Annotated in this window: 23 protein-coding genes, 1 tRNA gene and 1 pseudogene; 20 read left to right on the top strand and 5 right to left on the bottom strand. The window is 69.2% G+C overall.

All coding sequences use genetic code 11. The annotated features are described in order from the left end of the window. Position 1: 1 nt before the first annotated feature. The 4 genes from DW306_RS07345 to DW306_RS07330 are packed head-to-tail and all read left to right on the top strand — an operon-like array spanning position 2 to position 4,359. Positions 2-1,906 (top strand): biotin carboxylase N-terminal domain-containing protein, encoded by a 1,905-nt coding sequence (locus DW306_RS07345; protein ID WP_136054959.1) that lies wholly within the window; start codon positions 2-4, stop codon positions 1,904-1,906. A gap of 2 nt (positions 1,907-1,908) precedes the next feature. Continuing rightward, positions 1,909-3,057 carry an acyl-CoA dehydrogenase family protein gene (locus DW306_RS07340; RefSeq protein WP_136055003.1) on the top strand — a complete coding sequence of 383 codons (1,149 nt, stop codon included), beginning with the start codon at positions 1,909-1,911 and terminating at the stop codon, positions 3,055-3,057. Positions 3,058-3,067: 10 nt separating this feature from the next. Next, entirely contained in the window at positions 3,068-3,553 is a 486-nt protein-coding gene (locus DW306_RS07335; protein ID WP_205814114.1) for a MaoC family dehydratase, read from the top strand. Then, positions 3,550-4,359, top strand: coding sequence for a CoA ester lyase (locus tag DW306_RS07330; RefSeq protein WP_136054957.1), 810 nt, complete (start codon positions 3,550-3,552; stop codon positions 4,357-4,359). Before DW306_RS07335 ends, DW306_RS07330 begins: the two co-directional genes overlap by 4 nt. Here the strand turns inward: DW306_RS07330 and DW306_RS07325 are convergent, their stop codons facing one another. Further along, positions 4,360-4,947 carry a histidine phosphatase family protein gene (locus DW306_RS07325; RefSeq protein WP_136054956.1) on the bottom strand — a complete coding sequence of 196 codons (588 nt, stop codon included), beginning with the start codon at positions 4,945-4,947 and terminating at the stop codon, positions 4,360-4,362. Next, entirely contained in the window at positions 4,944-5,783 is an 840-nt protein-coding gene (locus DW306_RS07320; RefSeq protein ID WP_136054955.1) for a Sir2 family NAD-dependent protein deacetylase, read from the bottom strand. Before DW306_RS07320 ends, DW306_RS07325 begins: the two co-directional genes overlap by 4 nt. An 82-nt stretch (positions 5,784-5,865) precedes the next feature. Between DW306_RS07320 and DW306_RS07315 the strand changes: the two genes are divergently transcribed. After that, positions 5,866-6,666, top strand: coding sequence for an RNA methyltransferase (locus DW306_RS07315; RefSeq protein WP_136054954.1), 801 nt, complete (start codon positions 5,866-5,868; stop codon positions 6,664-6,666). Positions 6,667-6,682: 16 nt separating this feature from the next. On the opposite strand, the gene DW306_RS07310 is transcribed toward DW306_RS07315, so the two are convergent. Then, positions 6,683-7,510, bottom strand: coding sequence for an SGNH/GDSL hydrolase family protein (locus tag DW306_RS07310; protein ID WP_136054953.1), 828 nt, complete (start codon positions 7,508-7,510; stop codon positions 6,683-6,685). 147 nt (positions 7,511-7,657) lie between these two features. On the opposite strand from DW306_RS07310, the gene DW306_RS07305 reads away from it, so the two are divergent. The 4 genes from DW306_RS07305 (at position 7,658) to DW306_RS07290 (ending at position 11,926) form a co-directional block, all read left to right on the top strand. Further along, positions 7,658-9,400 (top strand): DEAD/DEAH box helicase, encoded by a 1,743-nt coding sequence (locus tag DW306_RS07305; protein ID WP_136054952.1) that lies wholly within the window; start codon positions 7,658-7,660, stop codon positions 9,398-9,400. 143 nt (positions 9,401-9,543) lie between these two features. Beyond that, positions 9,544-10,638 (top strand): VIT1/CCC1 family protein, encoded by a 1,095-nt coding sequence (locus tag DW306_RS07300; RefSeq protein WP_136054951.1) that lies wholly within the window; start codon positions 9,544-9,546, stop codon positions 10,636-10,638. A 53-nt stretch (positions 10,639-10,691) separates the two neighbouring features. Further along, positions 10,692-10,937 (top strand): hypothetical protein, encoded by a 246-nt coding sequence (locus DW306_RS07295; RefSeq protein ID WP_136054950.1) that lies wholly within the window; start codon positions 10,692-10,694, stop codon positions 10,935-10,937. Beyond that, complete coding sequence (locus tag DW306_RS07290) at positions 10,934-11,926, top strand: SRPBCC domain-containing protein (RefSeq protein ID WP_136054949.1); 993 nt, start codon at positions 10,934-10,936, stop codon at positions 11,924-11,926. The genes DW306_RS07295 and DW306_RS07290 overlap by 4 nt, the downstream gene beginning before the upstream one ends. 64 nt (positions 11,927-11,990) lie before the next feature. Here DW306_RS07290 and DW306_RS07285 read toward each other — a convergent pair. After that, positions 11,991-12,073, bottom strand: a tRNA-Leu gene (locus DW306_RS07285). Between the two features lie 111 nt (positions 12,074-12,184). On the opposite strand from DW306_RS07285, the gene DW306_RS07280 reads away from it, so the two are divergent. Together DW306_RS07280 and DW306_RS07275 are read left to right on the top strand one after the other, a co-directional pair. Then, positions 12,185-13,480 carry a M20/M25/M40 family metallo-hydrolase gene (locus DW306_RS07280; protein WP_136054948.1) on the top strand — a complete coding sequence of 432 codons (1,296 nt, stop codon included), beginning with the start codon at positions 12,185-12,187 and terminating at the stop codon, positions 13,478-13,480. Between the two features lie 47 nt (positions 13,481-13,527). Next, the gene (locus DW306_RS07275) at positions 13,528-14,352 is read left to right on the top strand and encodes an undecaprenyl-diphosphate phosphatase (protein WP_136054947.1); all 825 of its coding nucleotides are present in this window, start codon (positions 13,528-13,530) and stop codon (positions 14,350-14,352) included. 6 nt (positions 14,353-14,358) lie between these two features. Here the strand turns inward: DW306_RS07275 and DW306_RS07270 are convergent, their stop codons facing one another. Further along, entirely contained in the window at positions 14,359-15,207 is an 849-nt protein-coding gene (locus tag DW306_RS07270; RefSeq protein WP_136055002.1) for a PAC2 family protein, read from the bottom strand. A gap of 88 nt (positions 15,208-15,295) precedes the next feature. Between DW306_RS07270 and DW306_RS07265 the strand changes: the two genes are divergently transcribed. From DW306_RS07265 to DW306_RS07225, 9 genes and pseudogenes are all read left to right on the top strand, one after another. Next, a complete protein-coding gene (locus DW306_RS07265) occupies positions 15,296-15,979 on the top strand; it encodes an HAD family phosphatase (protein WP_342670840.1) in 684 nt (227 codons plus the stop codon). Continuing rightward, the gene (locus tag DW306_RS07260) at positions 15,976-16,995 is read left to right on the top strand and encodes a tRNA (adenine-N1)-methyltransferase (protein ID WP_136054946.1); all 1,020 of its coding nucleotides are present in this window, start codon (positions 15,976-15,978) and stop codon (positions 16,993-16,995) included. The genes DW306_RS07265 and DW306_RS07260 overlap by 4 nt, the downstream gene beginning before the upstream one ends. Before the next feature lie 10 nt (positions 16,996-17,005). Next, positions 17,006-17,938, top strand: coding sequence for a hypothetical protein (locus DW306_RS07255; RefSeq protein ID WP_136054945.1), 933 nt, complete (start codon positions 17,006-17,008; stop codon positions 17,936-17,938). Continuing rightward, complete coding sequence (locus DW306_RS07250) at positions 17,938-18,930, top strand: WYL domain-containing protein (RefSeq protein WP_136054944.1); 993 nt, start codon at positions 17,938-17,940, stop codon at positions 18,928-18,930. Before DW306_RS07255 ends, DW306_RS07250 begins: the two co-directional genes overlap by 1 nt. After that, the gene (locus DW306_RS07245) at positions 18,927-19,910 is read left to right on the top strand and encodes a WYL domain-containing protein (protein ID WP_136054943.1); all 984 of its coding nucleotides are present in this window, start codon (positions 18,927-18,929) and stop codon (positions 19,908-19,910) included. The genes DW306_RS07250 and DW306_RS07245 overlap by 4 nt, the downstream gene beginning before the upstream one ends. Positions 19,911-19,950: 40 nt before the next feature. Then, entirely contained in the window at positions 19,951-20,202 is a 252-nt protein-coding gene (tatA, locus tag DW306_RS07240; RefSeq protein WP_136055000.1) for a Sec-independent protein translocase subunit TatA, read from the top strand. 57 nt (positions 20,203-20,259) lie between these two features. After that, on the top strand, positions 20,260-21,018 hold the full coding sequence (tatC, locus tag DW306_RS07235; RefSeq protein ID WP_136054999.1) for a twin-arginine translocase subunit TatC: 759 nt from the start codon (positions 20,260-20,262) through the stop codon (positions 21,016-21,018). After that, a complete protein-coding gene (locus tag DW306_RS07230; protein WP_136054942.1) occupies positions 21,015-23,489 on the top strand; it encodes a DEAD/DEAH box helicase in 2,475 nt (824 codons plus the stop codon). The genes tatC and DW306_RS07230 overlap by 4 nt, the downstream gene beginning before the upstream one ends. A gap of 11 nt (positions 23,490-23,500) precedes the next feature. After that, positions 23,501-24,048: pseudogene (locus DW306_RS07225) on the top strand (apolipoprotein N-acyltransferase); the annotation flags it as partial.

Genomic DNA, 24,048 nt, shown 5'->3' with positions numbered 1-24,048 from the left:
CATGTATTACGACACCGTCCTCGTCGCGAACCGCGGCGAGATCGCCCGCCGAGTGATCCGCACCCTGCGCGACCTCGGCATCCGCAGCGTCGCGGTGTACAGCGACGCCGACGCCGACGCGCCCCACGTGCGCGAAGCCGACGACGCCGTGCGCATCGGTCCGGCACCGGCGGCAGAGTCGTACCTCGACATCGACGCCGTGATCGCGGCCGCGCGTACTTCGGGCGCCCAGGCGATCCACCCGGGCTACGGCTTCCTCTCGGAGAGCGTCGGTCTGGCCGAGGCATGCGCCGAGAGCGGGATCGTTTTCATCGGCCCGTCCGTCGAGGCCTTGCAGATCATGGGCGACAAAGCTCGGGCGCGCGATCACGTGATGCGCTACGGCGTACCCGTGGTGCCCGGTTTCGACGCACGAGGCCTCTCGGACTCCGAGATCGCCGAGGAAGCGGCACGTGTCGGCTTCCCGCTGCTGGTCAAGCCGAGCGCCGGCGGCGGTGGGAAGGGCATGGAGGTCGTGTCGGACGCCGCCGGTCTCGTCGGTGCTCTGGCTTCGGCGCGCCGGGTCGCGGCCGCGGCCTTCGGCGACGACTCCCTGATCCTCGAGCGGCTCATCCGACGTCCGCGCCACATCGAGGTGCAGGTGTTCGGTGATGCCCACGGCTCCGTCGTCGCGCTTGGCGAACGGGAGTGCACCCTTCAGCGGCGGCACCAGAAGGTGATCGAGGAGGCGCCGTCCGCGGGAATCCCGGAGGAGACGCGCGAACGCCTGCTCTCAGCGGCCGTCCAGGCCGGCGAGAGCGTCGCATATGTCGGCGCCGGGACGGTGGAGTTCCTCGTCGACGCGGATTCGCCGAAGGACGTCTTCTTCATCGAGATGAACACTCGGCTGCAGGTGGAGCATCCGGTCACCGAGGAGGTCACCGGTCTGGATCTGGTCGCGCTGCAGCTGCGCGCCGCGGCCGGGCTGCCACTCGACGTCGCGCCGACGACCCGCGGCCATGCGGTCGAGGCCCGCGTCTACGCGGAGTCTCCGGAGCGAGGTTTCCTTCCGTCGACCGGCACGGTGCTGCTGTTCGACCCGCCTGCGGGCGCGCGCGTGGACGCGGCGATCGAGAGCGGCAGCGAGGTCACGGGGTTCTACGACCCCATGATCGCGAAGATCATCGCGTTCGCTGAGGATCGCGCGAGCGCACTCCGCCGCCTCGACGAGGCGCTGGCGCAGACCGTCGTGCTCGGCGTCGACACCAACATCGCGTTCCTGCGCCGACTGTGCAACGACGCCCGCGTCATCGCCGGCGACCTCGACACCGGCCTGATCGAGACTCTGCTGCCGGTGACCGCGGATCCGCCGTCGGGCGCGATGCTGTCGGCTGCTCGCGCGGTCGCGCCGACAGCGGCGGAGCCCGTCCGGACGAGTGCTCTCTGGAGAGAGCTCCCGGGCTGGCGCCTCGGAGCGGGACCGGTCGACCGTGAGGCCTTCGCGATGCTCACCGACGACGACGAGGTCATCGAGGTGCCGGCAGACGACGGCGGGGCGGCGCGGTCTCCTGCGCGCGCGGCCGTCGATGCCGACGGCGCCGTCTGGGTCTCGGAACACGGCAGGACTGCTCGTCTGCGTCCGCTCGACCGACGAGAGCGGATGCGACGCCGGCACGCCGCGCACGATCGTGGCGTCGCGGCGACCGCGCCGGAGGCGCGTGCGCCGATGCCGGGAAGCGTCGTCGCCGTGCATGTGCAGGACGGCGCGTCGGTCTCCGCCGGCACGCCGCTCGTCGCCATCGAGGCGATGAAGATGGAGCACCCGGTGCTCGCGCCGCACGACGGCGTCGTGCAGCTGCTGGTCGTCGTGGGCGATCAGGTTCGACGCGACCAGCCGGTCGCGCGTGTGACGACGGAAGAGAGCTGATGATGGAAGACCTGACCGAGGAGGAGCGCGAGCTCGCCGCCATGGTGCGCGAATTCGCAGAGACCGTCGTGGCCCCGCAGTCGTACGAGGCCGATCGCACGCACACCCTGTCGATGGACGTCGTCGCGCAGATGGGCGACCTGGGCCTGTTCGGCCTGCCGTTCCCGGAGGAGTACGGCGGTCAGGGCGGTGACTACATGGCGCTCGGCATCGCGATCGAAGCGCTCGGCCGCGTCGATCAGTCCATCGCGATCACGCTCGAGGCGGGCGTCAGCCTCGGCGCCATGCCGATCTTCCGCTTCGGCACCGAGGAGCAGCGGCAGGAGCTGCTTCCCGACCTCCTCGCCGGGCGCGCTCTCGCGGGGTTCGGCCTCACCGAGCCCGAGGCCGGCAGTGACGCCGGTGCGACGCGCACCACCGCGCGGCTGGAGGGCGACGAGTGGGTGATCGACGGCTCCAAGCAGTTCATCACCAACTCCGGCACGCCGATCACGCGCTTCGTGACCGTGACCGCGGTCACCGGTGTCCAGGACGGTCGCAAGGAGATCTCGACGATCATCGTTCCCAACGGCACGCCGGGGTTCACCGTCGAGCCGCCCTACGACAAGGTCGGGTGGAACGCCTCCGACACGCATCCGCTCAGCTTCCAGGGTGCGCGGGTTCCTGCGTCGAACCTGGTGGGAGAGCGCGGACGCGGGTTCAAGAACTTCCTCAGCATCCTCGACGAGGGGCGCATCGCGATCGCCGCGCTCTCCACAGGTGCTGCGGAAGGCTGCCTGGAGGCTGCTGTCGACTACGCGAAGAGCCGCACGATCTTCGGCAGCGCCCTGAGCACCCGGCAGAACGCGCAGTTCACTCTGGCACGCATGCGGGCGCGGGTGCACACGGCACGCCTCGCCTGGCATCACGCGGCACGACTGCGCGATGCAGACAAGCCGTTCGCCGAGGCGGCGGCGATCGCGAAGCTCGTCGCCGGCGAGGCCGCGATGGACAACGCCCGGGACGCGACCCAGATCTTCGGCGGCAACGGATTCATGAACGAGTTCCCGGTGGCACGGCACTACCGCGACTCCAAGATCCTCGAGATCGGCGAGGGCACCACCGAGGTGCAGCTCCTGGTGATCGCGCGCGGGCTCGGTCTCGCCGGGTAGCGTGAGCGGCATGGGTAGGCAGGACATCATCCAGCGGGGGCTGTACTACGAGGAGTTCGTGACGGACGCGCGCTATCTGCATCGACCGGGGCGCACGGCCACCGAGGCCGACAACGTGCTGTTCACGACGCTCACGATGAACACGCAGGCGCTGCACCTCGATGCAGCGTTCGCCGACGCGCAGGCGCCGTTCCATGCGCGGCTGATGAACTCGATGTGGACGCTGTCGACCATGGTCGGGGCGTCGGTGGCGCAGCTGACCCAGGGCACGCTCGTCGCACAGCTCGGCTTCGGCGACATCGCGTTCCCGCATCCGCTCTTCGCCGGCGACACGCTCTATACCGAGAGCGTCATCGTCGAGAAGCGGCTGTCGTCGTCTCGCCCCGGCCAGGGCATCGTGCAGATCGCGCACACCGGCCGCAGCCAGGACGGCACGATCGTCGCCACCGCGACGAGGAGTGTGCTCGTGCACTGCCGTCCGGAGGCCTCCGCATGACCGCGTTCGACCTCGGCCCGGCGCTGCTGTTCTGCCCTGCCGATCGACCGGAGCGCTTCCGCACCGCGCTGGAGAGGGCCGACGCGGTGATCCTCGATCTCGAAGACGCCGTGCTGCCCGATGCCAAGGCCGGGGCGCGAGTCAACCTGATCGCGGCGGACGTCGATCCCGAGCGGGTGATCGTGCGGGTGAACGCGCCGAGCAGCGAGCACTTCGCTGCAGACCTGGAGGCTCTCGAGCACACCGCCTTCCGCACCGTCATGGTGGCGAAGACCGAGGGCGCCGACGGCCTCTCCGCGTTCGACGACCGGTTCTCGCTCATCGCGCTGTGCGAGACGGCCCGCGGAGTGCATGCGGCCCCCGAGATCGCTGCGCATCCGCTCGTCGCCGCGATGATGTGGGGCGCGGAAGACCTCGTCGCCTCGCTCGGCGGCACCTCGTCGCGCACGTCCGGCGGCGCCTACCGAGAGATCGCGCGCTACGCCCGCTCGCGCGTGCTGCTGGAATCCGGCGCGCACGGGAAGGCCGCGATCGACGCCGTGCACATCGACCTCGGCGACCTCGAAGGGTTGGAGGAGGAGGCGGTGGATGCCGCGGCATCCGGCTTCCGTGCCACAGCCTGCATCCACCCGAACCAGGTCGCCGTCATCCGCGCGGCCTACCTGCCGGATGAGGCGACGGTCGAGTGGGCGCGAGCGGTCCTCCGCGCTGCGGAGAGCGAACGCGGCGTCTTCCGATTCGAGGGCCGCATGGTCGACGAACCCGTGCTCCGGCACGCGCGTTCGGTGGTGGCCCGGGTCAGCTGATCAGATGACCAGCGTCTCCTCGAGCAGTCGGAGGGATCCGGGTGAGGCTTCGAACCGGTGGGCCGACCCGTTCGCGATGACCTCGCCGTCGCGGGGGAGTGTGCCGCCCGAGACGAGGTCGATCACGGAGCGGATGACGCCGCCGTGCGCCACGACCAGGACGGATTCGGCGCGGGGAGCGGAGCGGCGCCGGGAATCGCGGGCGATCGCGTGCAGCGCTGCGATGGCCCGCACTCCGACGTCGTGGAGGGATTCGGCGCCGGGAACCTCGGCATGCCAATCGCCGTAGGTCGAGATGTAGTCCGAGACCAGCATCCCCTCGCCCTCGCCGAACTCGCGTTCGCGCACATCGGGGACGACCCCCGCGAGTTCCAGCCCGAGCTCTGCGGCGATGATCTCGGCGGTCTCCTTCGCCCGGAGCAGCGGACTCGAGTAGATCGCATCGTGCGGCGTCTCGGCGAGATGCGCGGCCGCACGGTGCGCGTCGGCGCGCCCCTTCTCGTTCAGCGGGATGTCGGTGGAGCCCTGGATGCGACGGGCGAGGTTCCAGTCGGTCTGTCCGTGGCGGATGAGGGTGATGAAGGTCACGAGAGCAGTTCCTGGAGGGCGGGGAGCACGTCGCTGGTGCCCGCGGCGATCGTGAGATCGGCCCAGGCGTCCGCGCGGGTGGGCTCGCGGTTGACGATGATCAGGGGGATGCTGCGGCGACGGGCTCGCTCCACGAGGCGTACGCCGGAGTTCACGACCAGCGACGAGCCCGCGACGATGAGCGCCGAGCTGGACCTCAGCAGCGACTCCGCGGCCCGGAAGCGATCCTGGGGCACATACTCCCCGAAGAACACGACGTCGGGCTTCAGCATCCCTCCGCAGACCGTGCAGGTGGGGATCACGAATCCGTCGGTGCTCTCCGGCAGCACATCGCCGTCGGGGTTCAGTGCGACGTTCTCGGGGACCGTGATCCAGGGGTTGAGCTCCTCGATCTGCACCGCGACATCGCGGCGGTCGAACACCTGGCCGCAGTGCAGGCAGTGGACGCGACGCATGGTGCCGTGCACCTCGATGACGTGCGAACTGCCAGCCCGAAGGTGGAGTCCGTCGACATTCTGCGTGATGACGCCGGAGACGGCTCCCGCGGCCTCCATCTCGGCGAGGGCGACGTGCCCGGGGTTGGGCTCGGCACGTGCGAACGCGCGCCATCCCAGGTGCCCGCCGACCCAGTAGCGACGCCGGGCGGTCTCGTCGCCGAGGTAGGTCTGGATCGTCATCGGATCGCTGCGCGTCCTGGCGCCCTCGCCGCGATACGCGGGGATGCCCGAGTCCGTCGAGATGCCGGCGCCGGTCAGGAGCGCGATCCGCCTGCCACGAAGCAGCCCTGCCGCCTGGGCGAGGGTGGCCGACAGCTCGGCAGTGCTCGATGCGCTCACAGGACCTCCCCGAGCGAGTCTACGACGTGCCGCGGGCCCGGGGCGTGCCGCGAGTCGCCCCTCGGGTGGCAGAGTGGCTGTCGTGGAACTCTTCTCCGTGGCCGACGCCGCAGACCCCCGGCTGGACGACTACCGCGGACTCACCGACACCGCTCTGCGCACGGTGAGCGACCCGACGGGCGGCCTGTACATCGCCGAGTCGACGAAGGTGATCGCCCGCGCGGTCGCCGCCGGTCACCGTCCGCGCTCGGTGCTGCTGCAGCAGAAGCGCGTCGACGAGATCCGCGGGATCCTCGGCGATCTCGACGTGCCGGTGTACGTCGTCCCGGACGAGGTCGCCGAGGCGGTGACCGGTTTCGCGGTGCATCGCGGAACGATCGCGTCGATGCACCGTCCGGAGCTGCCGACCGTTCGCGAGGTCCTCGAGGGGGCCCGGGTCGTGCTGATCCTCGAGAACATCGGCGATCACACGAACGTCGGCGCCGCGTTCCGTGCGGCGGCCGGCCTCGGCGCCGATGCCGTGCTCGTCTCGCCCGGCGGAGCGGACCCCCTGTACCGCCGCAGCGTGCGCGTGAGCATGGGGACCGTCTTCCAGGTGCCGTGGACCCGCATCACGGACTGGGAATCCGCCACCACCGACCTGCACGCCGAAGGGTTCGACATCGCGGCGCTCGCGTTGCGCGATGATGCCGTGACGCTCGCCGCCTATGTCGCCGACCGCCCCGAACGGGTCGCCCTCGTGATGGGCTCGGAGGGCGATGGGCTGTCCCGCACCGCACTCGAGGGCGCCGACCACGTGGTCACGATCCCGATGAGCGGGGGAGTGGACTCCCTGAACGTGGCCTCGGCTGCCGCGGTCGCCCTCTGGGCGCTGCAGCGCTGAGAACGAGCGTCGCGCTTCAGCTCTGGTCGAGTCGGATCATCGGCGACGCATCCGGGCGCTTCGCGACGATGTGATCACCGGATGACTGGTGGCGCAGACGGCGCAGCACCCACGGGACGAAATGCTCGCGCGCCCATCCGAAGTCCTCGGCGCGGGCCTCGCGCCAGGTGCGCACCGGGATGGGCTCGGGCTGGAGCGACTCGAGCTCGTTCGGCACGTTCAGCGCGCGCAGCACCATCCGGGCGACCTCGTGGTGGCCGAGAGCGTTGTAGTGCAGGCGGTCGTCGTCGAAGAAGCGCATGTCCTGCACGACCTTCAGCGCCCACTGGTCGGCCACGATGCAGTCGTGCCGGTCGGCGATCGCGCGCACATTCTCGTTGTAGATGGCGACCTTGCCGCGGAAGGCGCGGAAGACCGGGGTGAATCCGGTGTCGATGCCCGTGAAGAGGATGACGGCGGCACCGGTGGACGCCAGGCGCGCGACGGCATCCTCCAGCTGCATGGCGATCGCGTCCGGGTCGGTTCCCGGGCGGATCACGTCGTTGCCGCCTGCGCAGATCGACACGAGGTCCGGATGCAGCGCCACGGCCGGTTCGATCTGGTCGGCGACGATCTGCGCGATCAGCTTGCCGCGCACCGCGAGGTTCGCGTAGGCGAAGTCCTCGACCTGATCACCGAGCACCTCGGCGACGCGGTCGGCCCAACCGCGATGGCTGCCCGGCGTCGCCGGGTCGGGGTCGCCGATGCCTTCGGTGAACGAGTCGCCCACGGCGACGAACCGGCGCCACGGGTGCACCGTCTCGTTGGCGACGTAGGGGGTCCGGGTCGAATCCTGGTCTGTCATCCAGCTCTCCTTCGCGAACAGATGCGTGCGGCGGTGGCTGCAGCGCAAGGACTGAGCCTACCCGCGCTCGGCGTGTCACGGGAGGTCTGCCGGGCGCGTCGGCGGGAGTGCGCAGCGGTGTCCGTGGGAGCGATTATCGTGGACTCGATGCTCTCTCCCTCCTTCCCTCAGCGCGCCCCTTGGGGGACGGCGAGCAAGCTGCGGGCATGGCAGCACGAGGCGCTCGAGGCGTACTTCGAGGCCGACCAACGCGACTTCCTCGTCGCCGCCACGCCGGGCGCAGGCAAGACGACCTTCGCCCTGACCCTCGCGGTCGAGCTGATGCGCATGGGCGAGGTGAACCGCATCATCGTGGTCGCCCCCACCGAGCACCTCAAGACCCAGTGGGCCGACGCTGCGGCGCGCGTGCACATCCGCCTGGACCCGCGTTTCCGCAACAGTCACTGGGCACCGGCACGGCACTATCACGGTGCCGTGGTCACGTATGCGCAGGTCGCGGCGAAGTCGTCCGTGCATCGGCACCTGACCGAAGACGCCAAGACCCTCGTCATCCTCGATGAGGTGCACCACGGCGGCGACGCGCTGAGCTGGGGCGATGCGATCCGCGACGCCTACGGGCCGGCGAAACGACGGCTGCTGCTGTCGGGCACCCCGTTCCGCAGCGACACCGCGCCGATTCCGTTCGTCGAGTACCACCCCGACGAATCCGGGGCGCGCATCTCGCGCACCGACTACAACTACGGCTACGGACGGGCCCTCGCCGACGGCGTCGTGCGTCCGGTGCTGTTCCACATGTACGCCGGAAAGATGCGCTGGCGCACGACCTCGGGTGACGAGCTCGAGACCCACCTCGGCCAGGACAACACGAAAGACGTCACGTCCCAGGCCTGGCGCACGGCGCTCGATCCCGAGGGCGAGTGGATGCCGGCGGTGCTGTCGGCCGCCGATCGTCGACTGACCGAGATCCGCCATCATGTGCCGGATGCCGGTGGCCTCGTGCTCGCGACCGACCAAACCGTCGCGCGGGCCTACGCGAAGATCCTGCACAGCATCACCGGGCAGCAGCCCACGATCGTGCTCTCCGACGACGCGACGGCGTCGGAGCGCATCGAGAAGTTCAGCGCCGGCGAGCAGCGCTGGATGGTGGCGGTGCGGATGGTGTCCGAGGGCGTCGACGTGCCGCGCCTCGCGGTCGGCGTGTACGCCACGTCCTCGTCGACGCCGCTGTTCTTCGCGCAGGCCATCGGCCGGTTCGTGCGGGCGCGGCGTCGTGGTGAAGCCGCCAGCGTCTTCCTGCCCCAGGTGCCCGTCCTCATGGGCCTCGCCAACGAGATGGACAAGGAGCGCGACCACGCGCTCGACCGCCAGTCCAACGATGACGACGGCCTCGACGACTCTCTGCTCGAGAGCGCCAACCGCGAGGAAGAGACCTCCGACGCGCTCGAGCAGGAGTTCAGCTATCAGGCGCTCTCCTCGGTCGCGCACTTCGATCGGGTGGTGTTCGAAGGCCAGGAGTTCGGACAGCTCGCCGAGCCCGGCACGCCCGAGGAGGAGGAGTTCATCGGCTTCCCCGGCCTCCTCGAGCCCGAGCACGTGCACGAGCTGCTCATGCAGCGTCAGACCCGGCAGTCCCGCCTGCGCGAGGCCCGCGAGGCCGCGGCCGGGCCGACCGAGACCACCACGCTGCCTGCGCCTCTCCACCGCACGCTCAAAGAGCAGCGGCAGCTGCTGAACAGCCTCGTGGGCCTGTACGCCCGTCAGAAGGGCGAGCCGCACGGCGCGGTGCACGCCGAGCTGCGACGCATCTGCGGAGGACCGGCGGTCGCGCAGGCCACCGTGACGCAGCTGCAGGCGCGGATCGACGTGCTGCGCAAGCGCGTGCGCTCCTGACTGCCGGGAGGTCCCTGAGCCTGCCGAAGGGTTCGGATTCCCGAAATGCTGGCAATCCTCGCGTGAGCGCCGTTCGTGAGCGGGTGCGCGGCTAGCGTGGAACGGTTGCCCGCGGACCGGGCTCCGCGACATCTGGAGGATCCATGACAGCGCCTGCCGCCACCGAACCGACACCCGCTGACCGCCGCCGCTGGGCACGATACCTGGTCGAGGAACGTGCCGAAGGGACGGTATACCAGAAGCTCGCGGCGCGACGCACGGGGGAGGAGCAGGAGATCCTGCTGCGCCTCGCCGATGCGGAGCGGCGCCACGAGCAGCACTGGCTCGACCTGCTCGGCGGCGAGCCGAAGCGCCTGCCGCGTGCCGGCATCCGCTCACGTCTGCTCGGCTGGATGGCCGGTCGTTTCGGCTCGATCTTCGTGCTGGCCCTCGCGCAGAGCGCGGAAGCACGCTCGCCCTACGACGCAGAGCAGTACGCGACTCCGGCGATGCGCGCCGACGAGAAGATCCACTACGAGGTGGTGCGCGGGCTCGCAGCCCGAGGACGGCGACGGCTCTCCGGCTCGTTCCGCGCCGCGGTGTTCGGCGCCAACGACGGTCTGGTGAGCAACCTGGCGCTCGTGCTCGGCATCGGCGCGACCGGGGTGAGCTCCGGGTTCGTGCTCTTCAGCGGCATCGCCGGTCTGCTGGCCGGCGCCCTGTCGATGGGCGCCGGCGAGTTCGTCTCGGTGCGGTCGCAGCGCGAGCTGCTCGCCGCCACCGAGGCCAACGAGGATGCGGCGGATGCGGCGGGCGACCTCGACATCGACGAGAACGAGCTCGCCCTGGTCTACCGGGCACGGGGCATGGAGCAGGAAGAAGCGCTCGCCCGTGCCCACCGCATCGTCGAGGCCGCCAAGGCCGGCGCCCGTCGCGCCGCGACCGGGCCGGTCACCGTGCCCGGCGGCGACCACGACATCGTCGGCAGCGACTGGACGGCTGCGATCTCCAGCTTCCTGCTCTTCGCGTCCGGTGCGATCGTGCCGGTGCTCCCGTGGATCTTCGGGCTCCAGGGGATCGCCGCGATCGCTCTCGCCCTCGTGCTCGTCGGCATCGCCCTGCTGAGCACCGGGGCGATGGTCGGCGTGCTCTCCGGCGGACCTCCGCTGCGCCGGGCACTGCGGCAGCTGGCGATCGGCTTCGGTGCGGCCGCGGTGACCTACGTGCTCGGTCTCGTGTTCGGCGTCGGCGTGGCCTGACGCCGTTCGCAACCTACGTTGACACGCTCACGCGAGCAACGTAGGTTGACACCATGGATTCTGCGCAGCTGGCGACTCTGGCCTCCGACACCGCCGACCCGCGCGCCGGTCTGCGGGCGGTGGCCTCTCTTCGCATCCTGACGGACGCTCTCGAACTCCGTCAGGTCGAAGCGGGGCTCAGAGCCGGGATGAGCTGGCAGGCCATCGCCGAGGCCCTGGGCGTGACGCGGCAGGCGGTGCACAAGAAGCACGCGAGACGCGTCGACCAGACGATCCCCGTTCCGAGGAGGAACCGGTGAGCAGGTTCTCGGTGATCGCGGCGACGAGCCAGAGCCTCTCGCTTGCAGCGATGGAGGAGGCCTCTCGCTTCGGCCAGCGAGAGACCGATCTCGACCATCTGCTCCTCGCGCTGACGCTCAGCACGCACCCGGCCGGCCAGGTGCTGCGCGGCGCCGGCGTCACTCTCGACGCCGTCCGTCGGGCCCTCGGCGATCAGCGCGCCGCGCAGCTCCGGTCTCTCGGGATCGTCGCGGGGGATGCGGAAGGACCGGAGCGGATCCGGTTCCACGAGACCGGCGGCTACGAGTGGACGCCGCGGGCTCGCGAGATCTTCGCGCGCGCCGCCTCGGGCAGGCACACGGGCGACGCCGAGGCGGTCCTGCGAGAGCTGCTGAAGGATCAGAGCGGGCTGATCGACGACCTGCTCGAACGCGTGGGCACGTCGGCAGCCGAGATCGTCGCGCGGCTGGACGAGGTGCAGGGTCTCGCGCTCCACACGTTCCCCGTCCACGGAGAGGGTGAGGTGTGCGGATTCGCGGAGGCGTTCGTGCCGGCATCCGTCGACGAGGTCTGGAGTCTCCTCGCCGACCCGCGGCAGATGTTGGAGTGGGATGCGATGACGGCCCGAGTCGAGTGCGGGGCCGAAGTCTCGATCGCCGAGGCGGGCGACACCTGGTTCACCTTCGCCCCGGAACGCCGCCCGGACGGCAAGCGCCTCGCCGTACGCGAACGATTCCTGCGGCGCCGCGTGGAGGTGCTCGAGGTGGACAGGAACGCGGTGATCTCCTGGCGATTCAGCTATCCGGACGCACCGGGCAGCGCCGCGATCAGGATTCTGATCGCGTTGCACCCCGCGGCCGGAGGAACGCAGCTGGAGATCACTCTTGCCTGGCGTCGCAGCAGAGGCTGGCGACGAGCCGTCGGCCTCCTGTTCCGGCCATTGCGACGCCTCCTGCTGTGGTCGCAGCTCGCTCAGATCAGCGGAGGCATCAGCCGCGCTTTCCGATGAGGCACGAGGACGAGCGGCGGAAACAGAAGAGGCGGCCCCTCTCGGGACCGCCTCTTGCTTCCTGTGCGCGGAGGGGGACTTGAACCCCCACGCCCTTACGGGCACTACGACCTCAACGTAGCGCGTCTACCATTCCGCCACCCGCGCAGGTGTTGGATGATCGTTGCCGACCGAAGAATGAGATTAGCACGTAATGGAGCGCGCTTCGAACCGAGCCGTACGCCCGGGCGTGGCTCGCCGTTTCGGTAGCCTGGAGCCATGACCGATCCCTCCCTGCCCGAGGTCGTCCGCATCGCGAGCGACCTGATCCGGTTCGACACGTCGAACTTCGGCGGCGGCAACGCCAAGGGCGAGCGGGAGGCCGCGGAGTACGTCGGCGCCTACCTCGAGGGCCTCGGACTCGAGGTCGAGTACTACGAGCCGATCCCTCGCCGCACGAACGTGATGGCTCGCGTGCGCGGTCGCGACAGCAGCAAGCCCGCGCTCGTCGTGCACGGCCACCTGGACGTCGTCCCGGCCATGGCGGAGGACTGGACCGTCGATCCGTTCGCCGGCCTCGTGCAGGACGGCATGCTGTGGGGCCGCGGGGCCGTCGACATGAAGAACATGAACGCGATGATCCTGACGGCCGTCGCGGACATCCTGCGCGCAGGGGAGCAGCCCGAGCGCGATCTCGTTCTGGCGTTCTTCGCCGACGAGGAGAACGGCGGAGTGGAGGGATCGGCGCTGGTCGTGCAGAATCACCCGGAGTGGTTCGAGGGCGCCTCTGCGGCCATCAGCGAGGTCGGCGGCTACTCGATCACCGTCGATGACCGGCGCGCGTACCTGCTGCAGGTGGGCGAGAAAGCCCTGATCTGGATCCGCCTGGTGGCGAAGGGCCGGGCCGGTCACGGCAGCCGCCTGCACGACGACAACGCCGTCACGAAGCTCGCCGAGGCTGTCGCCGCTATCGGTCGCACTCGCTGGCCGATCCGGCTGACATCCACCACCGAGGCGCTCCTCCAGGGCCTCAGCAGCCTGACGGGCCGCAGCGCAGAGGATCCCGATGCTCTCGCCGCCGCCGCGGGGCCGGCCGAGGCGTTCCTGCGCTCGTCGTTCCGCACCACGACCAACCCGACCGCGCTGACCGCCGGTTACAAGCACAACGTGATCCCCGAGCGCGCCGAGGCGCTGATCGACGTGCGCGTCATCCCGGGTACGGAAGACGACGTGCTCGCCGAGCTCCAGCAGATCGTCGGCGACGACATCGTGATCGAGACGGTCGTGCGCGACATCGGCATGGAGACCCCGTTCGAAGGCGAGCTCGTCGAGGCCATGGTCGCGAGCATCGGACGCCATGACCCCGGCGTTCCCGTGATCCCGTACCTGTTGGGCGCCGGCACCGACAACAAGGCGCTCGCCTACCTCGGCATCACCGGCTACGGATTCGCCCCGCTGAAGCTGCCGGCCGACCTCGACTTCACGGGCATGTTCCACGGTGTGGACGAGCGCGTGCCCGTAGAATCGCTTGTCTTCGGCCAGCGGGTGCTGGCCGATCTGCTGCGCACCTACTGACCGCAGCCCGCCCGCCTCCGCGCCCTCATCTCACCAGAAGGCCCTCCATGCACCTGCTCGAAGCCCTCATCCTCGGCATCGTCCAGGGACTCACCGAGTTCCTGCCCATCTCCTCCAGTGCCCACCTGCGCATCATCGGCACCTTCCTGCCGTCGGGTGAGGATCCGGGAGCGGCCTTCACGGCGATCACGCAGATCGGCACCGAAGCGGCGGTGGTGGTCTTCTTCTGGCGAGACATCGTGCGCATCATCTCGCAGTGGTTCCGTTCACTCGCCGGTCGCGTGCCGCGCAGCGATCCGGATGCCCGGATGGGCTGGATGATCATCATCGGCAGCGTTCCGATCGTGCTGCTCGGGCTGTTCTTCCAGGATCAGATCGAGACCGTGTTCCGGTCGCTCTGGATCGTCGCGATCATGCTCATCGTGTTCGGCATCCTGCTCGGCATCGCCGACCACGTGGGCGCGAAGCGCCGCAAGCTCGGCGACCTGACCTACCCGCACGGCGTCGCGTTCGGGTTCGCGCAGGCGCTCGCGCTGATCCCCGGCGTCTCGCGTTCCGGCGGCACCATCACGATGGGGCTCTTCCTCGGCTACGAGCGCGCTGCGGCAGCCCGCTACGCCTTCCTGCTCGCGATCCCCGCCGTCTTCGGCAGTGGTTTCTATCAGGTGTTCAAGAGCTGGGGCGAGCCGTCGTTCTTCTCCTTCGGCGACACGCTGGCCGCGACCGGCATCGCGTTCGTCGTGGCCCTCGGTGTGATCGCGTTCTTCATGAACTTCATCTCGAAGCGCAGCTTCCTGCCGTTCGTGATCTACCGGATCCTGCTCGGCACCGCGCTGCTCATCATGCTCGCCACGGGCGTCATCGCCGCCTGAGCCGGGTCAGCGCTTGTGGTCGCCGGGCGCATCGCCCCGACGGCGCAGGTAGCGCTCGAAAGCCTGCGCGATCGCGTCTCCCGAAGCCTCGGGGGAGTCCCAGGTGTCGCGCGTGCGCTCGAGCTGACGGATGTACTCGGCCATGTCGTCGTCTTCGGAGGCCGCGGCGTCGATCGACGCCTCCCACGCGGCAGCCTCGGTGCGCAGGTGGCTGCGGTCGACGTCCACACCGGTCAGCTCCTCGAGTCGATCGAGGAGCGCGAGTGTGACCTTGGGGGAGGGCGTCGCGGAGGCGACGTAGTGCGGCACGCTCGCCCAGAGACCGGCGGTCGGGATGCCGGCGCTCTCGGCGAAGTGCTCGAAGACGCTGAGGATGCCGACCGGCCCCTCGTAGAGCGAGCGCTCCAGGCCGTGCGCCTCGCGCACCTGCTCGTTCTGGCTCGAAGCGAAGATCGAGATGGGTCGGGTGTGCGGCACGTCGGCCAGCATGGCGCCCATCGTCACGAGTCCCGTGATGTCGTCGCGCAGCGCGATGTCGATGAACTCCGCGGCGAACGACTGCCATGTCCGGGCCGGCTCCACGCCGGTGAGCAGCCAGAACTCCGTGCCGGGGCCGGGATCGCGCGGACGCCAGAGCCCGGCCTCCGGCCATTTGAGCTGTCGTCGTCCCTCGGCATCCATCTGCGTCGAAGGACGGGTGTACTGGTAGTCGAAGTACAGCTCGGGGTCGACGGAATGCACGAGCTCGTACTCCGACGACGAACGCAGCGCCTCGACGGCGCCACTGGCTGCTTCGCCTGCGTCGTTCCAGCCGTCGAAGGCGGCGATGACGATGCGTGAACCGAGAACATCCATCATGGGCTCCCTTCGAGATCGAGGACGTATCCCTCCAGGCTAGTCCGCGTCGGAAGGATGTGGGCGGCACCCGGCTAGCATGGGTTCAGTGAGCAGAAAGCCCCGCGCAGTCCTCTGGGACATGGATGGAACACTCGTCGACACCGAGCCGTACTGGATGGCGGCCGAGACGTCGCTGGTCGAATCCTTCGGCGGCACATGGACTCATGAGGATGCGCTGCAGCTGGTCGGGAGCGGTCTGATCGACAGCGCGATCATCCTGCAGAACGCCGGCGTCGTCATGGAGCCGGAGGCGATCGTGTCGCATCTGACCGATGTCGTGCAGGAGTCGCTGCGCACGCAGGGCGTGCCGTTCCGTCCCGGCGCGCGCGAGCTTCTCGCGGAGCTCCGGCAGGCGGGGATCCCCACCGGTCTCGTCACCATGTCGCTCCGCCGGATGGCGTTGAGCGTCGTGGACCTGATCGACTTCGAGGCGTTCGACATCGTCGTGGCCGGTGACGACGTCGACAACCCCAAGCCCCACCCGGAGCCGTATCTGCAGGCCGCTGCGCTCCTCGACGTCGACATCGCCGACGTCGTGGTGATCGAGGATTCGCCCACCGGCGTGCGTGCCGGTCTCGCATCGGGAGCACGGACGATCGGCGTGCCGCACATCGTCTCGCTGGACGGACTCGGGGCCCATGAACTGTGGCCGACTCTCGCCGGGCGGAGCGTCTCCGACCTGGTCGACCTGTTCGTCGTCGAGAGCGCTGCGACGGAGGCGATCCGATGACGGTCGCCGGTGCTCCGCGCCCGAGCGGACCGTTCCGGGTCGGCGATCGCGTGCAGCTGACCGGCCCCAAGGGCCGTCTCAGCACGGTCACCCTCCGCGAGGACGGCGAACTGCACACGCACCAGGGCGTGCTCCGCCACCGCGATCTGATCGGTCTTCCCGACGGCTCCGTGGTCGCCAACAGCTCCGGCCACGAATACCTGGCGCTGCGCCCTCTTCTGAAGGACTTCGCCATGTCGATGCCCCGCGGCGCGGCGATCGTCTACCCGAAGGATGCGGCGCAGATCGTCATGCAGGCGGACATCTTCCCCGGCGCCACGGTGGTCGAGGCCGGCGTCGGCTCAGGAGCGCTGTCGCTGTCGCTGCTGCGGGCCATCGGTCCTGCCGGGCAGCTGATCTCGTTCGAGCGACGCGACGACTTCGCGGACGTCGCCCGTGGCAACGTGGAGACCTTCTTCGGCGGGCATCCCGACACCTGGCGTGTGGTGGTCGGAGACCTGGTCGAATCGCTCCCGGCGGAGACGGCTGCGGGCAGCGTGGACCGCGTCGTGCTCGACATGCTCGCCCCGTGGGAGTGCATCGATGCGGTCTCCGAGGCCCTGACTCCCGGTGGCGTGGTGCTCTGCTATGTCGCGACCGCGACGCAGCTCTCCCGGGTGGCGGAGTACATCCGCGGAACCGGGCTCTTCACCGACCCCGACGCCTCCGAGACCATGGTCCGCGGCTGGCACGTCGAAGGTCTCGCCGTGCGTCCCGATCACCGGATGGTCGCGCACACCGGGTTCCTGCTGACCGCGCGGCGACTCGCGCCCGGCGCCGTGGCCCCCTCGGTGAAGCGGCGTGCGTCGAAGAGCAGCTACGGCGATGAGGATGTCGAACAGTGGACCCCCGGCGCCGTCGGCGATCGCGAGATCAACGACAAGCAGCTCCGCAAGCGAGCCAGGGAGGCGAGCAAGGCTGCCGAGGGGGCGCGCGCGGCCGCCGCTTCGCGCGAATCGGAGCACTCGACGGAATAGACTGGAGCGCGTGCGTAAAACGTCCGCCGTTCTGGCCTCCCTCAGCCTCGCCGTCCTCGCCCTGACGGGCTGCTCCGCCGCGGGTTCGTCCGACGGTGCCGCCTGTGATCGCAGCGCCGACTCCAGCGCCATTAAGGACGCCGTCACCGTCGAGGGCGACTTCGGCTCCGCACCCGATGTCACGGTGTTCTCGCCGCTCCACCTCAAGAAGTCGTCCTACGCCGACGTCGCCGTCGGCGACGGACCCACGATCGTCAACGGCCAGCAGGCCGTCACCGTCGAGCTCTCGATCTACAGCGGGGAGACCGGCGAGAAGGTCTATGCGACCGCGTACGACGAGAACAAGGGCCAGGTCTCCAACGCGGATTACTGGGCATCGCAGTCGCCCGGGCTCGCGAAGGCGTTCGAATGCGCGACCGAGGGCTCGCGGATCATCGCCGGTCTCACCCCGGAGGACTTCGGTGTCGAAGCCCTTTCGGGTCTCGGTCTGTCGGATGACGACAACATGGTCTTCGTGATCGATGTCCTCGACGTCTTCCTCTCGAAGGCCGAGGGGGCGCTGCAGTTCAACGATGCGCAGGGCATGCCCACGGTCGTCCGCGCCGCCGACGGCACACCCGGCATCATCATTCCCGACAGTGCCGCGCCGAAGAAGCAGGTCGTGCAGACCCTCATCAAGGGCGACGGCGAGAAGGTCGCCGCCGACCAGATTCCTCTGGTGAACGTGACGGCCGTCAACTGGGACGACAAGAGCGTCGTCACGACCACATGGGGTAAGGGCCCGACGGGCGACCTGGCGTCGACCGCTCCCGCCGTCGCCGAGCAGATCGTCGGCAAGACGGTGGGTTCGCAGCTGCTCGTCGTGACCCCCGGTACCGATGGTGCGGCAGCCGTCGCGTACGTCGTCGACATCCTGGGCGCAGTGACGGCGCCCACGCAGTGATGGCCGCCCGGATTCCCGCGGAGGAGCGCCTGACGAATCTCGTCGTGGCGCTGATGGCCACGGAGATCGGGCTCACCAAGCAGCAGATCCTCGACAACGTCTCGGGCTATCGTCAGCGAGCGGATGCCGGCACCCGCTCGGACGCTCTGGAGAAGATGTTCGAGCGCGACAAGGAGGAGCTGCGGTCTCTCGGCGTTCCGATCGAGACGATCGGCGACGCCGCGGACCCGAACGATCTCCGCGAGGCGCGCTACCGCATTCCGCAGGCGGAATACGACCTGCCCGCCGACATCGAGTTCACGCCGGCGGAACTCGCCGTGCTGAGACTGGCCGGAAGCGTGTGGAGCGCGGAATCCGCGTCGGGCGACGCGCAGTCCGGTGTCCGCAAGATCCGTGCCCTGGGCATCGACGGCGACGAGCCGATCATCGGTTTCGCACCCCGCATCACCGCGAGGGACGCGGCGTTCGCTCCGCTGCAGGATGCGATCGAGAAGAGCCGGGTCGTGGTCTTCGAATACCTGAAGCCGGGCGAGTCCGTGCCTCGACGGCGCAGCATCCGTCCGCTCGCGCTCGTCGACTACGAGGCGCGGTGGCACGTGTTCGGGGTCGACGTCGACATCGACGAGGACCGGATGTTCCTGCTCAGCCGCATCGTCGGCGACGTGAAGCTCACCGCCACGAGCTTCGATCCGTCGCTGCGTGACGGCGCGGGGGAGCGTGCACTCGCCGGACTCGATCGCGTCGCCGCGGAGAACTCCGCACTGCTGGAGGTCACTCCCGGCACGGAGGCGGCACTCCGCCTCGGTCGCCGCGCCGCACCCGCGGCACAGGGCATCACGGTTCCGTTCGTCGACCTGCACATCCTCGCCGACGAGCTCGCCTCGTACGGCCCCGAGGTGCGCGTCGTGGAGCCTGCCGCGCTGCGCGACGAAGTGATCGCACGGCTGCAGGCCGTCGTCGACGCGCACACCGAGCGGGAGGGAACACGATGAGCACCCAGGCCAAGCCTCTGCTCGCCGCCGAACGCGTGCGGCTGTATCTCACTCTCGTGCCGTACCTGCTCGAGCACGGCCAGGTCTCGCTCGCCGAGGCCTCCGCGGAGTTCGGCGTCACGCCGCAGGAGATGCGCGGCATGGTCGAGAAGCTGACCGTGATCGGTCTCCCGGGCGAGTCCGGGTACTGGCAGCAGCCGCAGGAGATGTTCGACATCAACTGGGACCTGCTCGATCTCGAGGACGTCATCGAGATCACCAACGACGTCGCCCTGCGTCGCGTTCCCCGTTTCACCGCCCGAGAGGCGGCCGCCCTGCTCGCCGGCCTTCAGATGGTCGCCGCCGTGCCCGCGGTCTCGGATTCGGGCCTCGTCGCAGGACTGATCTCCAAGCTGTCCCGCGGGGCGGCCGACGCGCCCGCCGACGTCGTCGTCGCGCCCAGCGCGGTGGACGAGGTGCGCGAGGCCGTCGCCCGCGGCCTGCAGGACGGGGTCGCGATCTCGTTCACCTACCAGGCTCCGGATGCCGCGCCGACGACACGCACCGTCGACCCGGTGCAGATCCTCATCACCAACGCCCAGTGGTACCTGCAGGGGTGGTGCCACCTGCGGCAGGCGATGCGCACGTTCCACCTCGATCGGGTGAGCGAGCCGAAGCTGACCGACATCCCGATCACCCATGGCGGAGATCAGGTGCCGGAGCCCTTCGCCGGCCTCGACGACGAGCGCGAGGTCACGGTGCGTGTCTCCGAGCGGTACGTGCCGCTGCTGACCGGTTTCCTCCCGGCGACCACTCTCGAAGCCGTCGACGGTTCGACGACCGCGCACTTCCACCTGGCCGATCCGCGGGGCATCAAGCGGCTCGCCGCGCGCTTCGGCGGACAGATGGAGGTGCTGGAACCCGGCATCGCGCGGTCGTCGACCCGTGAATGGGCGGCATCCGGACTCGCGCTCTATCGTCACCCCGATCCCCGGGATTGATCTGTAGACTGGGTCACACGCTTACCGAAGACGGGAAATGATTATGGCTGGACTGCAAGGCTGGCACCTGCTCATCGTGCTCGCCGTCATCCTTCTTCTGTTCGGCGCTGCGAAGCTGCCGGCACTCGCGAAGAGCGTGGGTCAGTCGGCTCGCGTCTTCAAGGGTGAGATGAAGGCGATGAAGGACGAGGACGAGACTCGCACCGACGCTGTCGTCGCCGAGCCCACCACGGTGAAGGACTCCGTAGCCAAGGACTCCGGCGTCAACCCTGAGACTCCGCCTCGCACCTGATCGACCGTGGCAACCATCGAACCGCCCGTGAAGCCGAAGGCGGATCGGGATAGGCGGATGTCGCTCGGCGCGCATCTGGTCGAACTGCGGAAGCGCCTGATGTGGGCGGCGCTCGCGCTGGTCGTCGGCATGGTCATCGCCTTCCTCATCGCCGATCCGGTGATCCACCTGATCACGGAGCCGATCCGCGTCATCATCGAGAAGCGCGGCGACAACTTCAGTGCACTCAACTTCGGGACCGTGACGGCCGCGTTCGACATGCGAATGCGGATCGCGTTCTCCATCGGTCTCTTCCTCTCGGCGCCGGTCTGGCTCTGGCAGATCTGGGCGTTCATCATGCCCGGCCTGACGCGCAAGGAGATCCGCTACACGGTCTCGTTCGTCGCCGCCGCCGTGCCGCTGTTCTTCGCCGGCTGCTACCTCGGCATCCTCGTCACACCGCACGTGATCGAGCTGATGTGGGGCTTCACGCCCGAGGGCGGCACGAACTTCTACCAGGCGCAGGAGTACTACGACTTCATCTTCAAGCTGATGATCGTCATCGGGATCTCCTTCGTGCTCCCCGTGTTCCTGGTCGCTCTGAACGTCGCGGGCATCATGTCCGGGCGGGCCATCCTCAAAGGGTGGCGCGTCGCGATCCTCATCGCGACGGTCTTCGCCGCTCTGGCGACGCCCGCCGCGGATGTCATCAGCATGCTGATGCTCGCCGGCATCCTGATCGTGCTGTTCTTCGCCGCGGCCGGGCTCTCGATGCTGTTCGACCGACGCAAACGCAAACGTGACGCCGCAGCCGGGCTTCTGCCGGACGCGGTATGAGTTCGCCTTCCGAGCGATACGCTGCGGCACGAGAGGCGGCTGAGCACCCGGCGACGATCGCGTTCGCTGCCCGCCAGAAGTTCGAGCTCGACCCCTTCCAAGTGGCCGGATGCCACGCGCTCGAGGCCGGTCGGAGCGTTCTCGTCGCGGCTCCCACCGGCGCCGGCAAGACGATCGTGGGCGAGTTCGCCATCCACCTCGCGATGCAGACCCCGAGCGACAAGGCCTTCTACACGACGCCGATGAAGGCGCTGTCGAACCAGAAGTTCCGCGAGCTCGTCGAGGTCTACGGCCCCGACGAGGTCGGCCTGCTCACCGGTGACACGAACATCAACGGCAACGCGCGCATCGTGGTGATGACCACCGAGGTGCTCCGCAACATGATCTACGCCGACTCGGCGGCGCTGCGCGACCTGCGGTACGTGATCATGGACGAGGTGCACTACCTCGCCGACCGGTTCCGCGGTGCGGTGTGGGAAGAGGTCATCATCCACCTGCCGCAGCACGTGCGGCTCGTGTCCCTGAGCGCCACCGTGTCGAACGCGGAGGAGTTCGGCGACTGGCTCGACACCGTCCGCGGTGACACCGAGGTCATCGTGTCGGAGATCCGCCCGGTGCCGCTCGAGCAGCACGTGCTCGTGAGGGACGACCTGCTCCCGCTCTTCGACGACCGGGCGGGCATCGCCACCGCGCAGGTCAATCAGGAGTTGATGCGGATCCGGTCGTTCACGGGTTCGCACTACGAGAACAATCGGCAGGCCCAGTCGTACAGCAGCGCCCGGCACGCGGGCCGACAGGCCAAGAGGCCACCGCGCGGCGGACAGCGTCCGGTGCGCCCCTCGAACGTCCGTCGTATCGAGCGCATGGACCGGCCGGATGTCATCAAGCTCCTCGAGCGCGCGAATCTGCTGCCGGCGATCTTCTTCATCTTCAGTCGTGTGGGATGCGATGCTGCGGTGCAGCAGGTCCGTCGCTCCGGCATCCGGCTGACGTCATCGGAGGAGAAGGCCGAGATCCGCGCGATCGTCGAGGACCGCACGCGGTCGCTCCAGGACGAGGACCTGGGCGTGCTCGGGTACTGGGACTGGCTGGAGAACCTGGAGCGCGGTGTCGCCGCCCATCATGCCGGCCTCCTGCCCGCCTTCAAGGAGGTCGTGGAAGAGCTCTACCGCCTCAAGCTCGTCAAGGTCGTCTTCGCCACCGAGACGCTGGCGCTGGGCATCAACATGCCGGCGCGGACGGTCGTGCTCGAGAAGATGGAGAAGTTCAACGGCGAGGCCCGCGTCGCGATCACCTCGGGGGAGTACACGCAGCTCACCGGACGAGCGGGGCGCCGTGGAATCGACGTCGAGGGCCATGCAGTGGTCCAGTGGACCGAGGGCATGGATCCGCAGGCGGTCGCCGCGCTCGCGTCGCGGCGCACGTACCCGCTGAACTCGAGCTTCCGCCCGACGTACAACATGGCGGTCAACCTGATCGACCTGTTCGGCAAGCAGCGCGCGCGGCAGATCCTCGAGTCGTCGTTCGCGCAGTTCCAGGCGGACCGTGCCGTCGTCGGGCTGGCGCGCCAGGTGCGAGAGGCCGAGGCGTCGCTCGCCGGCTACGAGAAGTCGATGGCGTGCGAGCACGGAGACTTCCCCGAGTACGCGGCCATCCGGCGTGAGTTGAGCGACCTCGAGAAGAAGAACCGGCAGGACTCCGCCGCGCCGCGCGCCGCCCGAGACAAGCGCATGAAGCGCATCCAGTCGCTGCGCACCAGCATGCAGCGTCATCCCTGCCATCGATGCCCTGATCGCGAGGCGCACGCCCGGTGGGCGGAGCGCTACTGGAAGCTCAAGCGCCAGACCGACCGCATCCGCCGTCAGATCGAGACGCGCACCGGCACGGTCGCACGCGTCTTCGATCGTGTCGTCGAGGTGCTCGAGACGCTGGACTACCTCTCCCAGGACTCGGGCGAGACCGTGCTGACCGAAGCCGGACGCACGATGCGCCGCATCTACGGGGAACGCGATCTGCTCGTCGCGGAGTCGCTCCGACAAGGGCTCTGGAACGGACTCGATGCGCCGTCGCTCGCTGCGATGGCGTGCTGCCTCGTCTACGAGCCGCGTCGCGACGAGGCGAACTCGGGGGAGCGGGGTCTCCCGCGTGGGGCATTCCGCACCGCGTACGAGAAGACGACCATGTTGTGGGCCGAGCTCGACGATCTGGAGAAGGATCACCACCTCCCGGGATCCGAGCCGCTCGCCGCCGGCCTGGCCGGAGCGATGCACTCGTGGGCTCGAGGCGGAATGCTCGATCGCGTCCTGATCGATGCCGACATGGCTGCGGGCGATTTTGTGCGCTGGGCGAAGCAGACGATCGATCTTCTCGACCAGCTGTCGATCGTCGCAGAGGACGGAGCACTCGCCCGCACGGCGCGAGCGGCACTCGACGGCGTGCGCCGTGGAATCGTCTCCTACTCGTCGATGTGAGAATGAGAGGGATGTCCGAATCCCGAGCGCGCCAGCGCCCCCTCCTGCCGCTCTGGGTGGCCGTGATCGCCGCCGCACTCTCGGCGTTCCTGATGAACCTCGCCTACCCGGAGTCCGCGGTCTGGGTGCTCGCCTTCCCGGCGGTCGCCCTCGTGCTCCTCGCGCTCATCGGCCGTCGGGCGGGCGGTGCCCTGCTGGTCGGGCTCGTCTACGGCATCGTGCTGTTCGGGTTCCTCGTGTCGTTCACCGCGCGCTATCTCGGTCCGGTTCCGTGGGCGGCGCTGAGCGTTGTCGAGGGCGGTCTCACGGCGATTGCGCTGATCCTGACGGCGCTGGCCTACCGCTGGATGCCGCGCGCCTTCCCGGGGACGGCAGGGCGCCTGCTCGGACTCCCGACCGTGATCGCCGCCCTCTGGGTCGGTCGGGAGGTGTTCGTCGGCTCCTGGCCCTACGGAGGCTTCCCCTGGGCCCGCATCGGCATGAGCCAGGCGCAGAGTCCGCTCGCTCCGCTCACATCGTGGATCGGCGTCAGCGGCCTCGGCTTCCTCATGGTGCTCCT

The organism is Microbacterium sp. K24, assembly GCF_004794465.1.
In the GTDB taxonomy this organism is placed as follows: Bacteria; Actinomycetota; Actinomycetes; order Actinomycetales; family Microbacteriaceae; genus Microbacterium.
This window is presented reverse-complemented; position numbering and strand designations above follow the sequence as displayed.

Excerpts from the sequence above, each read along its gene's own strand:
- DW306_RS07345 (WP_136054959.1), top strand. The coding sequence starts at position 2 with ATGTATTACGACACCGTCCTCGTCGCGAACCGCGGCGAGATCGCCCGC.
- DW306_RS07340 (WP_136055003.1), top strand. The coding sequence starts at position 1,909 with ATGGAAGACCTGACCGAGGAGGAGCGCGAGCTCGCCGCCATGGTGCGC.
- DW306_RS07335 (WP_205814114.1), top strand. The coding sequence starts at position 3,068 with ATGGGTAGGCAGGACATCATCCAGCGGGGGCTGTACTACGAGGAGTTC.
- DW306_RS07330 (WP_136054957.1), top strand. The coding sequence starts at position 3,550 with ATGACCGCGTTCGACCTCGGCCCGGCGCTGCTGTTCTGCCCTGCCGAT.
- DW306_RS07310 (WP_136054953.1), bottom strand. The coding sequence starts at position 7,510 with ATGACAGACCAGGATTCGACCCGGACCCCCTACGTCGCCAACGAGACG.
- DW306_RS07305 (WP_136054952.1), top strand. The coding sequence starts at position 7,658 with ATGCTCTCTCCCTCCTTCCCTCAGCGCGCCCCTTGGGGGACGGCGAGC.
- DW306_RS07300 (WP_136054951.1), top strand. The coding sequence starts at position 9,544 with ATGACAGCGCCTGCCGCCACCGAACCGACACCCGCTGACCGCCGCCGC.
- DW306_RS07295 (WP_136054950.1), top strand. The coding sequence starts at position 10,692 with ATGGATTCTGCGCAGCTGGCGACTCTGGCCTCCGACACCGCCGACCCG.
- DW306_RS07280 (WP_136054948.1), top strand. The coding sequence starts at position 12,185 with ATGACCGATCCCTCCCTGCCCGAGGTCGTCCGCATCGCGAGCGACCTG.
- DW306_RS07275 (WP_136054947.1), top strand. The coding sequence starts at position 13,528 with ATGCACCTGCTCGAAGCCCTCATCCTCGGCATCGTCCAGGGACTCACC.
- DW306_RS07270 (WP_136055002.1), bottom strand. The coding sequence starts at position 15,207 with ATGGATGTTCTCGGTTCACGCATCGTCATCGCCGCCTTCGACGGCTGG.
- DW306_RS07260 (WP_136054946.1), top strand. The coding sequence starts at position 15,976 with ATGACGGTCGCCGGTGCTCCGCGCCCGAGCGGACCGTTCCGGGTCGGC.
- DW306_RS07250 (WP_136054944.1), top strand. The coding sequence starts at position 17,938 with ATGGCCGCCCGGATTCCCGCGGAGGAGCGCCTGACGAATCTCGTCGTG.
- DW306_RS07245 (WP_136054943.1), top strand. The coding sequence starts at position 18,927 with ATGAGCACCCAGGCCAAGCCTCTGCTCGCCGCCGAACGCGTGCGGCTG.
- tatC (WP_136054999.1), top strand. The coding sequence starts at position 20,260 with ATGTCGCTCGGCGCGCATCTGGTCGAACTGCGGAAGCGCCTGATGTGG.
- DW306_RS07230 (WP_136054942.1), top strand. The coding sequence starts at position 21,015 with ATGAGTTCGCCTTCCGAGCGATACGCTGCGGCACGAGAGGCGGCTGAG.